Below are 12005 nucleotides of genomic sequence, written 5' to 3'. Positions count from 1 at the left end.
TAAATCCGAATCCCAATAGAGGGCCCTTACCCCCAACTGTTGTGGGTCTGGAGACGTGCGTGTGCTGGCACACGGGGATGTGGACATCCTTAGCAGTAAGCTTCGGGATTAGGAAATCCCAAAGAGCGTTTAGAGCATTCACTCAAGTTGAGGGCAGCACACCCAAGGTATAGGCCGCTACCTCTAATTGGTTAACACATCAAGCTGAATCGACAGTCACACTATTATAGCAGCCTATTTCTGTTTTGAAATTATTTCGACCACCCCGTTTTGGGCTTTCTCGCCATACTTGGCTACGGCCTCCTCTCCTTTCAAAACTGATATCGATTCAACATCATCTGGATGAATGATCTCTTCTACATCATTCAGATTCATTTGCTCCAGCGGTTCACCGTCTATCACAAATAAGGGCTTTGCGTCCGGGTCAAGTGTTTCCATCTTGTCTACCTCCACATCTACGGGTATCTCGCTTTCAGTTTCTTTCGACTCATGCTCCTCTCCTCCCCGCAATGCCTGTAGTTCCTGCACATACGTACCGATGGCCCACAGCACCCGTTGCTGCTTCTGGTGCATCCACGGCTTGTTGCTCTGTATATCGTCGCGCATCATGGTATAGGACGTTTTGCGCAGTTGTGTATAGCTTAGCAAAATCTCGACCTCTTTTGCCTGCTGTTCGCCCAGGTCCGACAACTCTTGTAGCGTTATCAGATCCTTGATGCTCTCATCCCACAGCGCTATACCTTGCTCCAGCCCCTGCAGGTACTTTCCCCCACTGATCAGAGTAGCATCCAACTCCATTTCCTTCATCACATCCATCGCCTTTGTCTCGCGCTCGCCAAAGCGGTCCAGCATGGTCAGGTATCGGGCATTCTCGGTTGGTATTTGCAGGTATAGGCCCACAAAAGCACCTAGCAACAATGCCACCGTCACGATGCTCCCGCGCAGATTATAGTGTTGCGTAAAGTATCTGCCTGAGCGTAGCATCAACACAGCACCATATGCTATACCCAGCAGCAGGCCTCCCGTGTGCGCCGCATTATCTATACCTCCTTTAAGACCAAAAACCAGGTTCAGCGCTATAACGCCCAGCATATTGAACACCATGCCTTTTTTCTCGGCCCAGGTCATGCGCTGCTCCAATAACACCATGGTCATAAACATACCGAACATGCCAAAAATAGCCCCCGAGGCGCCCGCACTGATGCGCTGCTGATCCCACCACAGACTCGCCAGACTGCCTGCCAGTCCGCAAAGTATATAGGCCGTGATGAATTGCTTGCGCCCCACCAGCGGCTCCAGCGCACCACCTATGCTAACCAGCGCATACATGTTCACGAGCAGGTGGATGATGCCGATGTGCAGGAACATGGACGTGAAAAGTCGCCAGGGCTCTCCTGTCAGGGTATAGGGGCCGAAGTTGGCGCCCGCATTCACCAGGTCTTCTCCTTCAGGCGAGAGCACGTGCATACCTGCCAGCGCCAGCAGCACGAAAATAACTATGTTGGTATTGACCAGGATAGGTGTGACAAAATAGTGCCGCTTTGGCACAAAGAACCCCCAAAAGTCTTTGAATTTATCTGTGAGCGAAGCCGGGCCTATGGGTTCAGGATTTAACTGTTGCTCACGTTGCAGGAGGTTTTGCAGGGTGTCCTGCTTTATTTGCTCCAGATTCGGAGCCTGTAGGTTTCTTTTTTCAATCTCAGCGATCACGGCCAGTATAGCTTCCGGCTCGTATGCTACATGTTCTTCTAAAATTCCCAGCAGTTGACTATCCTCTTTTTCAGAGGCCACTGCTGCGTAACTGTTTTCCATCTGTAAACCTTATTCTCTTCCTGTAAAGATAAGGCAGCAGACTCATTATACAAGCACAGAAGATGTTACCGGCTATGGGCAAGCATCACTCTGCCCACTAGTAAAGCTCCGGTTAGCCCGATGCCATACCACATGCCAAGCGCTAGGGTATCTGTCAGAAAGAGCCCCCCATGCCTGAGGCTATGCATGATCAGTACAATTAAGAAAATGGCAATAGCTAATAGCGCACTTTTGTAAATCTGACGCATGGGCACCTCTGGTTTAGGGTGAAACAATTGGTATATAGCTATACTTTATAGTAACTAAATTTGTTATAGACTTTTAAATCTATTTATTTATAATCAATCTGCAAACTATTTTGAGTTGAGCTTTCACTTAATCGACATAAATTGTTTGTGACTGAATATCAATGTGCAAACAAACATGCCTGTAGAATAACCTTAGGTATAATTATCGGGTAAAAGTTTCCAAAAAGATTCTATGCCTGACACCAAACAAAATCAACCTTACTATACCTTAACTTCCGGTCAAAGTCCCCTCATCGCCACTGCCATACATGACGGCCATACTGTGCGCGACAACATCAGTTCCTTCTTTTTACTTACGTCAGATGAACGGCTGCGCGAAGAAGACCCTTTCACGGCGGGCTGGGTAGGTATAACCGACAACCAAGTAATTGGTTTAAACTCCCGCTTCGAAATGGACCTGAACAGGGCACGGGAGAAGGCCATCTACCGCAAACCCGAAGACGCTTGGGGCCTCACCGTCTGGAAAGACGAGCTACCCGAGGAAATGGCACAGGAGTCACTGGCCCGTTACGACCAGTTTTATGCCGACGTGAAAAAGATGCTGCAAGGTATAGCGGACCGCCACGGTTGCTTAGTGGTATACGACCTCCATACCTACAACCACCGCCGCGATGGCGCTAACGGCCCCGAAGCTGACCCGCAGGAAAACCCCGAAGTGAACCTTGGCACCGGCAACATGAACCGCCAGCTTTGGGCGCCTGTGGTGGATGCTTTTACTCAAAGTCTGCAAGCGTACGATTACCAGGGCCGTCACCTCGATGTGCGCGAAAATGTAAAATTTGAAGGCGGCCACTTCATGCGCTGGATTCACGATACCTTCCCGGACCGTGCCTGCGTCATCTCCATCGAGTTCAAGAAATTTTTTATGGATGAGTGGACCGGCAGACCTGACGAAGCACAGCTGCAGGAAATCAGCAAAGCGCTGCAGCGCACCATAGCACCTGTATTGGCAGCGCGCGAACAGGTATGCAAAACCCTCTCCCTATGACCGACACCATCTCCGACATTTTCATAAAAGGCATCGTCCGGACTTTGAAGCGGGGCCGGCAGGTGCGTCGCCGACTGCCCGATGGCGGCTTGCTGCACATCGACCGGCCATTACCCTTTCTGGTACTCTTCCGCCACCCGGCAGGCCATCCCGACCATGCCACCGCCGACTTCGTAAAAGCCGAAGCCGCCTACATCATTGCCCGCAATGAGCAGACGCCCGAGCTGCGACAATTGATAGGCGAGATCGCCAAGGCCATGGCCGATGAGTTTGGGGCTTTTATGGTACTCGAGCTCTTTGCCGCACCCGACATTAGTGTTGCCGACAGCCCAACCTTCCGAGTGCTGGGTCCCGAACAGGCGCTGCCCGCCACCATTCGTACGCTTACAAACGAACTGGCCAACATTAAAATCAGCAATCTGCCTGTTACGGTGGCCACGGCCTCTAACCAGACTTTACTAGAGGGCTCCAACAGCCTGATGGGCGAAGAACAACTGAAACAGCACAGCTCGCTCATGCTCGGGCTCGAACTGAAACCTATCTATCGCCAGGCCGGCTCCGGACAGGTATACCCTTTGCTGCAGCGCACCCTGCGCAGCCATGTGTCGAGCGCTATCAAAAAAGCCGTGTTCGATTTCGTGCGCGTGCAGACCACGCATCAGCCTAAACACTTTCAGGCGCTGGGCAGGCAGGCGGTTGTGCCCGCCGTCTGGCGCATCGACAAGCAGCTCACTTCCATCAGCGACCAGTTCCGGTTTCTGTTGCTCGTCACGCCTATCAATGCCGAGGAGGCTTGGGAGGAGTTTCGCAGGAAGAAGTTCAAGCAGGCACCTAACTTCCATTACCGCCTGATGCCTGTGGATGCCGACCTGCTCAAGCGAAAGCTCTACAACATCCCCATTGAGAAGGTGGAGGACCCGACACTGGCTTTTCTGTTTCGGGACAAGCGCCACGAACTCGATAAGACCCTGAGCATGCTGGCTGACCGCAACACACCCGATTTCCTGTACAGCAGTCTGCAAGTGTTTGGCGGCGTGGATGAACAACTGCTCAAAGTAGCTGAAGGTATACTCGCCGCTATACCTGAGCCCGCCCGCCAGGAAGATGTGCCGCTTATACCTGTAGAGGAGTTTGCTGCTCTGGCCGAAGGCGAGATTGCCTTCCTCAAAAGCCAGTACCCGGCCCTCGACTCGGGTGTGGACATCCGCAAAGACATTGTCGGGTTGATCGTTTCCAAAGGCAGACTCAACATTGGTACTGATGCTAAAATACCCCGCCACCGCGCCGAAGCACTGATTCAGCACGAAGTGGGCACGCATATCCTCACGTACTTTAATGGCAAAGCCCAGCCACTGCAGCAGCTTTATGTAGGGGCACCTGGCTACGAGGAGTTGCAGGAAGGATTGGCTGTGTTGAGCGAGTACCTGGTAGGTGGTCTCGATCAGGATCGGTTGCGTATACTGGCTGCCCGCGTGGTGGCGGTGCATCACCTGACCAAAGGCTGCAGCTTTACCGACAACTTCTGCCGCCTAAAAGATGATTATAAATTCGATGAAGAAACGGCCTTTAACGTGACCATGCGCGTGCACCGGGGCGGTGGTCTCACCAAAGACGCCGTATACCTGCGCGGGCTTGTGCACCTGTTGCAGTATCTCAAAGATGGCAATGAACTGGAACCGCTCCTGATCGGTAAAATCCGGCAGGAATACATCCCCATTGTGCAGGAACTCATCTACCGGCAGGTGCTGCGGCCGGTGCCCATCCGGCCCCGTTACCTGACCGATCCGGCCGTACAACCCAAATTGGAAAAACTAAAAGAAGGGATATCAGTATTTAACTTACTGGAAAATTAATCCCAATAAATACTTATATATAGACATGACAATAGGATTCGTAGTAAACGACGTAAATACTGAAAAACCCGATCATACCACTATTTTTCTGGCGCAGCGCATGCATAATCTGGGGCATACGGTGCTGCTGATGGGTGTAGGCGACCTGGCCTACTACCCCGACGGCTACATGGGCGCCAACGCTGCCATCGCTGACTCTAAGCATAAGTATAAATCGCCGGCCACTTTTCTGGAAGCCATACAGGGCCCGAAGGCAAAGCGCACCCGCGTGACCGCACCCGATCTGGACGTACTGATGCTCCGCAACGACCCCTCATCGGAAGGCGAAGGCCGCGGCTGGGCCCAGAATGCCGGCATCATCTTCGGTCAGCTAGCTTTGCGCCATGGCGTGATCGTACTCAACGACCCGACTTCGCTCTCGGATGCTGTGAACAAGATGTACTTTCAGCATTTTCCCGAAGCTGTACGTCCGCGTACGCTCATCACCCGCGATAAGGATGAGATAAAGGAGTTCTTCAACGAGCAGAAAAACAACATCATCCTCAAACCGCTGCAAGGTTCGGGCGGCTCGGGTGTGTTTATGGTGAAGAAGAACGATTCCACCAACCTGAACCAGATTGTAGAAGCTATCAGCCGCGACGGCTACGTGATTGCACAGGAGTATCTGCCACAGGCCACTGAAGGCGACGTGCGCCTCTTTGTCGTGAATGGCGAGGCTTTGCAGCACAACGGAAAATACTGCGCCATGCGCCGCGTAAACAGTAAAGACGACATCCGCAGCAACATTCACGCCGGTGGCTCGGCTGTAGCCGCCAAAGTGGACCAGAGTATGCTGGACCTGGTTGAACTGGTGCGCCCAAAGCTCATTCAGGACGGTATGTTCATGGTAGGCCTCGACATTGTTGGCGATAAGCTGATGGAGATAAACGTGTTTAGTCCGGGCGGCATGCCTACTGCCAGTAACCTGGAGGGAGTTGACTTCTCTATACCTGTTATCGAAGCGCTGGAGCGTAAGGTGCACTACAAAAACACCTACGGCACTCAGATTGATAACAAAACGGTAGCGATGATTTAAGTTAGGAACGATAACCGACCAAGGTATAAGGCAAGCGAATGCGCTGTTGTAAAAGCAGCAAACCGCCTGCCTTTATTTTTGCTGGAAAATGGAGCCAAAGAGCAGAGAGTTACTCGCCTGATGTTAAGGTATAGGGCAGTGGAAAAGTGACTGTTTTGGGTAGTCTGGGATAGGAAATCGACCTTAATTTCAAGGTTGATTAAAAATTTTATTACTGATAACCAGGCGCTTACATAAAAGTAAAAAAAATTATGCAATACCCCTTGCTTTTAGGAAACTGAAACCATAATTTTGCACCCGATTTGAGAGAGACACTTAAACGGAAAGCTAATATGAAAAGCATTTCCTAAATACGCAAATCTCACTCCGATTTTCTTGAATTTTATTAGCTGTGTACAGCATATATATAAAAAAGTGATATAAAATCTGCTCCGGCAGGCATAAAGATAAGGTTAGTTAAAGTTTAGATTAGTTTGTTTTAAGGTGAGAGAAGGCCCCAGTCATTTTGACGGGGCTTTTCTCATTTCAGGGCTTTTCTGATTCGCATTTCTGTGTCCCGAATTTAAAAAAGAGCTGCCACCTTATACTTCAGGCATACAGTAAATAGGCTGTTCCCAGTGTTACAGGTATAGCGGCCAGCAGCAGTTTCAGGAACAAGCCCGGCGAAGGGGTACCCGCTCCCCACGATAGGTTGGTTTTGAACACGTAGCGGAGACTGGTCATTAAAGTTGCCATCGCCAGCAGGCCCGCCACGAGATGGGTGATGGCAATGGCCATATCGAAGGCGGAATCCTGGCTCATGCTGTGCTCAGCAGTGCGCAGATTCCAGTATAAAAGCACCAGCAGACTGGGCAGCGAGACGAGCGCACCTAACCGCATGCTGAACAAGGTAAGCCACGAAGTAAAGGCAAAAAGTGGAACTGCTGCCATCAGGCCCATTTTCCTGTAGAAAAGCGCCTCATCCCCTGTCAGGTCGGTGTAAAGCAGGATCAGGAGTGCGTGGGCAAAGCCCGTCAGGAAAAGCAGCAGGTAACGCGTCATACGCTACTATACTGCAGAAGCCGGCTTTCAGATTTCCTCCATGGTATAATAGGTATAGGTGCTTCGCAAAAGTGGTTGTTTTTCGGGCAGGTTTGTGTTGTATACCTGCACTTCGTGTGCCTGCCCTGCTTCGTCGTAGCGGTATACCTCCTCAATGTAAGGTTTACCACTTCTCAGAATGGTGCGTTGGCTTAGCTTGCCTGTTTCGTCATATACAAAATTTATCTCTTCGGATGCGCCTCTTGTATTTCTGATCCGGATCTGCTTTAATCGTCTGGCTGTATCGTAGTTGAACTCCATGCGCTTTTGTAGTATGCCGTCTCTGTGTAGTTCCCGTTCCACTACAAAGCCCTCCTGCATGCGGTGCGACCAGCCCGGTCCCCGCTCCTGCAAGTAGCGCATGGTATAGCCGCCAATGTAGTTGCTATAAATAAACGCCGCATTCTCACGCAGTTCATCCTTTGTTTTAAGATTTCCATCCGGCCAGTATGCCAGGTTGATCAACGGCTGGAAAGCGCCCGTCGTGGGGTCGTATATTTCAACCTGTTGGCTTTTGGGCATCAGGTTCGTGTCCAGATATTTCTTATACTTAATGGCGACTCCCGTCAGCGCACTCCAAGTGTCGGTGGTATACACATCGGATACAATGTTCTTTTCCTGGAGGACTACTGCATCGGCACCGTAGACCCTGGCTTTGTCCTGCAGATTTTTGATCATGTCGGCGTAGGGTACATTATCCCCACTTCTTGTCTCAAGCGCTGCCAGTTTAATGTACTCTTCGCGGGGCCACTCTCCTGCAAAAAATACTTCTATATCATAACCATGAGGTTGTGTAGGAATTTTGGTCAATCGTTCGTCCACTTCAGGGTGTAATGACGGAGAACAGGCATTTAGCGAAACAACTCCGGTCAGCAACATGAGTAGTACAGCTTTTTTCATAGGTCTTGACTATAAGGTTTTAACCTGAACCTGCTCAAACTTCGTGCTGCATTTAGCTAGGATAGGCTTGAAATAAAAAAATATAGTGAAAACCTATATTCAAGTGCCTTTTTCTTATTGAAGTGCAAACCGTAAGGGTAGGGTATAACGCACCGGTACGGGCTTGCCCTCCTGCTGCCCGGGTTTCCAGGTGGGCATGGCCTCTATAACTCTAACTGCCTCGGCATCTGCATCAGGATGGATTCCCTTGATCAGTTCTATATCTCCAATTTTTCCCTGTTCATCTATTACATACGAAAGGATCACCACGCCCTGTAGCTTTGCCTTTAGGGTAGTTTTCGGATATTTCAGATTCGAACTGATCCAACGTAACATGGCCTTCTCTCCTCCCGGAAACTCGGGCAGGACTTCCATTGGCAAAAAATCCAGCCGACTGCCACTTGCATCGTATACCTCGCCCAACACCATTTTACCCTGCTCATAAACCTCCACTCTGCGTAAAGCACCTGTTTCATAATATACCTTTAGGGTGTCCAGGGGTGTACCCATTTTATACTTGCTGCTCATCCTTACCTGACCGTTCTCATACCAGGTGGTATAAGCACCGTCCCATTTATTGGAATGATAAGCCATCTTCGTCTTCAGCTGTCCGTTAGGGTACCATTCGTAAACAGGCCCATGTTGCATTCCTAAGACAGCCCCATCTCTATAAATTATGTGGCTGTAATGCATCAGGCTTACCTTGGAGCTGTCTTTTGCCAGGTAACGCGTGCGGGTTCCTCCTCCAGAAGAGTACTCTTTTATTTCTTCGAAATAATGTGCTTCGGCAGCCGGCACTTCTTTCTGCATGGCTGACAGATATCTTGTTTTCACAGCTTGTGCGGTGGCCTGGTGCCCTGACAAGAGTGCCACGGCTAACATCAGGAACGAGTAAATTTGTTTCATGCCCTAAAAATAAGTACAATTATGAATTTAAGGTATAGGCAGTCAGGATTACCCTACAGCTTTTGTTAAGATTCAGGCCACAGAACAAAACATAAGCTTATTTTTTCGGTATAGGTATAGGTTTCAGGTATAGATAAACGATGAATAGACCAGGTAAAGGTGCCCTCAGGGCGAATCAGGCAGACGATAAGAAGAGCTTCCGCGAACAGGTGGGCGCACTGAAAAACTTGCCCAAGTTCTTCCGCCTGATCTGGAATACGAGCCCACGTATGACCATCGCCAACGTGCTGCTGCGCCTTGTCAAGTCGGCTATACCTTTGGCGATGCTCTATGTGGGCAAGCTCATCATTGACGAAGTGATCGGGCTGATTGCCGAAACAGGCGAACGGGATCTGAACTTTTTGTGGATACTGGTTGCAGCAGAATTGGGTCTGGCCATCCTTTCAGATATCATTAACCGGGGCATTACGCTGCTCGACAGTCTGCTGGGCGACCTGTTTTCCAATAACACCTCGGTACAACTCATTGAGCACGCTGCCCGGCTAGACCTGGCGCAGTTCGAGGACGCCACTTTCTACGACAAACTGGAGCGGGCACGCAGGCAAACCATTACACGGGTGGTACTCATGTCGCAGGTACTCTCGCAACTACAGGATATGGTCACAATTGCTTTTCTGGCCGTGGGTCTGATTGCCTTTAATCCTTGGCTGATCCTGATCTTACTCGTGGCCGTTATACCTTCTTTTCTGGGTGAGACGCACTTCAACGAACGCACCTATTCCCTTTCCCGCTCCTGGACGCCCGAGCGCCGCGAACTCGACTACCTGCGCTACATCGGCGCCTCCGATGAAACCGCAAAGGAAATCAAGACCTTTAACCTGTCCGGTTTTCTGGCGAATCGCTTCAAAGAACTCTCGGATCGCTATTATGCTATGAACAAAAGTCTTATCGTACGCCGGGCAGTATGGGGTAGCGCGCTCTCCTCACTTGGAACGCTGGCTTACTACGGGGCTTATATTTTTATACTGGCGCAGACAGTAGCAGGTGCTATTACAGTAGGTACGCTCACTTTCCTGGCCGGATCTTTCAGTAACATGCGGGGGCTATTGCAAGGCATCATGACCCGCTTTTCGCAGATTGCCGAGAGTGCACTATACCTGCAGGACCTTTTTGATTTTCTGGAGCTCAAGCCACAGATTACGCCGCCTGTCAATCCGCTGTCTATACCTCGTCCCATCCAACAGGGCTTTACCTTTGAGGATGTCGGATTTAAGTACCACAACAGCGAGAAATGGGCCGTGCGGCACCTCTCCTTCCTCCTGCGGGCTGGCGAAAAACTGGCATTGGTGGGCGAAAACGGAGCAGGCAAAACCACGCTGGTCAAGTTACTGGCCCGTTTGTACGAACCCACCGAAGGCCGCATCCTGCTCGACGGTATAGACTTGCGTGAGTACGACCTCAACGATTTGCGCCACCAGGTGGGCATTATTTTTCAGGATTATGTACGCTTCCAGATGACGGCCTCCGACAACATTGCCATCGGGCAGATCAGCAGCATCACTAACCGCGACCGCATACAGGGCTCCGCCCAGAAAAGCCTGGCAGACCCCGTGATCCAGCGCCTGCCGAATGGTTATGAACAGGTATTGGGTAAGCGATTTAACAAAGGTGTGGAACTGTCGGGTGGAGAATGGCAGAAGGTGGCGCTGGCCCGGGCCTACATGCGCGACGCACAGCTGTTAATATTGGACGAACCTACCTCTGCCCTGGATGCCCGCGCCGAGCACGAGGTGTTCCTGCGGTTCTCGGAACTGATTGCCGGCAAAACCGCTGTGCTTATCTCCCACCGCTTCTCTACGGTGCGTATGGCCGACCGCATCCTATTCCTGGAGCAGGGGCAACTCAAGGAGCTTGGTTCGCACGAAGAACTCTTAGCGCAGAACGGCAAGTATGCCGAGTTGTTTGCCTTGCAGGCGAAGGGGTATCTGTAGGCAAAAGAAATTTGATTAAGGGCAGAGGTGTTCTGCATGTAAAACTTCAATCCCAAATCTTTTTTAAGTTTTAAGACTGTTTTTTCGTCTCAGGCCAATTCTGGCTGTGTACTTAGCACAAATCGTACGGTTATACCTTACTCCTCTGCATCCTTTGGCTTTTTAGTCAGGTCAATTCGGTGGGAAATTGTCAAATTGATGATATGCCTGTTATAGAACTGATCGCCTGCTGGTCTTTGTTGGTACCAGTTCAGGTATCCCGCCTCCACCTCCAGATCGTTTAAAATCGCATAATTAAGGCCTGCATACATCCTGTTTTGGTCGAATCGGTTGTAAATGATGTTTTTGCCTGCATTGATTAGGAGTTCATCACTTACCTTGAGCTTAAGTGGCTGCTCTCTGATGTCTGTTAAATGGTATTCTATGCCTAGCCTATACCTAAAACGGTAGTTAGTATTATACCCGTCTGCCAGTTCCCCGTCGGCTGTATTCCGGAAGAAACGCTTTTCAGCTCTATACCTGTGCGTGATCATGAACCTAACGAGCGGTTGATTGTAGTTCAACTGCACATGCGGTCTCAGTTCAGGCACTACAAGTCTTTGTGTGGCATTAGGGTCGTTTGGGCTCTGCCGGAAATAAGTTAAGCCTGCCACAGCCTCCCAGTTCTCGCCCAGTGCATAGCGTGCCTGCGACCGCAGCACAAACTGGTGGTGCCTATCCGGGTTAATAAATCTCCTTTCATGTATCTCAGAGATCAACGCCCACTTCGGACTGAACTTAAGTGTATTGGTATAAGTAAACCAGATCAATTCCTGATGCGTGACCTTTTTACCGGAGGATTGCCCAAAGGTAGGACCTGCCAGGAAACATCCTGCCAGGAAGAGGTATACGCTGAAGATTTTCATGTAAGACATTTATTCAGCGAATATACGGGAGCGTACAGCACATGCAGCAGCGGGAACACATAATTTATTCGCTCATGCAGCCCTTTAGCTCACACACCCCAGGTATAAATACAGGCCTTACCTTATGTCTTCATCCTCCGCCATAAAA

At 50.3% G+C, this 12005-nt stretch carries 10 protein-coding genes; 4 read left to right on the top strand and 6 right to left on the bottom strand.

Features of this window, described 5'->3' with window-relative positions:
* Nucleotides 1-234: 234 nt before the first annotated feature.
* Together K3G39_RS10775 and K3G39_RS10770 are read right to left on the bottom strand one after the other, a co-directional pair.
* A complete protein-coding gene (locus K3G39_RS10775; protein WP_220626180.1) occupies nucleotides 235-1812 on the bottom strand; it encodes a rhomboid family intramembrane serine protease in 1578 nt (525 codons plus the stop codon).
* Nucleotides 1813-1877: 65 nt separating this feature from the next.
* The gene (locus K3G39_RS10770; RefSeq protein WP_220626179.1) at nucleotides 1878-2060 is read right to left on the bottom strand and encodes a hypothetical protein; all 183 of its coding nucleotides are present in this window, start codon (nucleotides 2058-2060) and stop codon (nucleotides 1878-1880) included.
* A gap of 232 nt (nucleotides 2061-2292) precedes the next feature.
* Between K3G39_RS10770 and K3G39_RS10765 the strand changes: the two genes are divergently transcribed.
* From K3G39_RS10765 to K3G39_RS10755, 3 genes are read left to right on the top strand one after another with little or no spacing between them, the layout of a single operon-like run.
* Nucleotides 2293-3108: an N-formylglutamate amidohydrolase gene (locus K3G39_RS10765; RefSeq protein WP_220626178.1), complete on the top strand. Its 816-nt coding sequence runs from the start codon at nucleotides 2293-2295 to the stop codon at nucleotides 3106-3108.
* Nucleotides 3087-4961: a flavohemoglobin expression-modulating QEGLA motif protein gene (locus tag K3G39_RS10760; protein ID WP_220626177.1), complete on the top strand. Its 1875-nt coding sequence runs from the start codon at nucleotides 3087-3089 to the stop codon at nucleotides 4959-4961. Before K3G39_RS10765 ends, K3G39_RS10760 begins: the two co-directional genes overlap by 22 nt.
* A 25-nt stretch (nucleotides 4962-4986) precedes the next feature.
* Nucleotides 4987-6036, top strand: a complete 1050-nt coding sequence (locus K3G39_RS10755) for a glutathione synthetase (RefSeq protein ID WP_220626176.1) — start codon at nucleotides 4987-4989, stop codon at nucleotides 6034-6036.
* A gap of 588 nt (nucleotides 6037-6624) precedes the next feature.
* Here K3G39_RS10755 and K3G39_RS10750 read toward each other — a convergent pair.
* From K3G39_RS10750 to K3G39_RS10740, 3 genes are all read right to left on the bottom strand, one after another.
* A complete protein-coding gene (locus tag K3G39_RS10750; RefSeq protein ID WP_220626175.1) occupies nucleotides 6625-7077 on the bottom strand; it encodes a hypothetical protein in 453 nt (150 codons plus the stop codon).
* A gap of 27 nt (nucleotides 7078-7104) precedes the next feature.
* The gene (locus K3G39_RS10745; protein ID WP_220626174.1) at nucleotides 7105-8016 is read right to left on the bottom strand and encodes a hypothetical protein; all 912 of its coding nucleotides are present in this window, start codon (nucleotides 8014-8016) and stop codon (nucleotides 7105-7107) included.
* A gap of 114 nt (nucleotides 8017-8130) precedes the next feature.
* Nucleotides 8131-8961, bottom strand: coding sequence for an energy transducer TonB (locus K3G39_RS10740; RefSeq protein WP_220626173.1), 831 nt, complete (start codon nucleotides 8959-8961; stop codon nucleotides 8131-8133).
* 140 nt (nucleotides 8962-9101) lie between these two features.
* Between K3G39_RS10740 and K3G39_RS10735 the strand changes: the two genes are divergently transcribed.
* A complete protein-coding gene (locus K3G39_RS10735; RefSeq protein WP_220626172.1) occupies nucleotides 9102-10952 on the top strand; it encodes an ABC transporter ATP-binding protein in 1851 nt (616 codons plus the stop codon).
* Between the two features lie 137 nt (nucleotides 10953-11089).
* On the opposite strand, the gene K3G39_RS10730 is transcribed toward K3G39_RS10735, so the two are convergent.
* On the bottom strand, nucleotides 11090-11857 hold the full coding sequence (locus K3G39_RS10730; RefSeq protein WP_220626171.1) for a DUF2490 domain-containing protein: 768 nt from the start codon (nucleotides 11855-11857) through the stop codon (nucleotides 11090-11092).
* Nucleotides 11858-12005: the final 148 nt, after the last annotated feature.

The organism is Pontibacter sp. HSC-14F20 (assembly GCF_019599265.1).
GTDB lineage: Bacteria > Bacteroidota > Bacteroidia > Cytophagales > Hymenobacteraceae > Pontibacter.
Note: the sequence above shows the minus strand (reverse complement) of the source record. Positions and strands in the feature narration are given on the sequence as shown.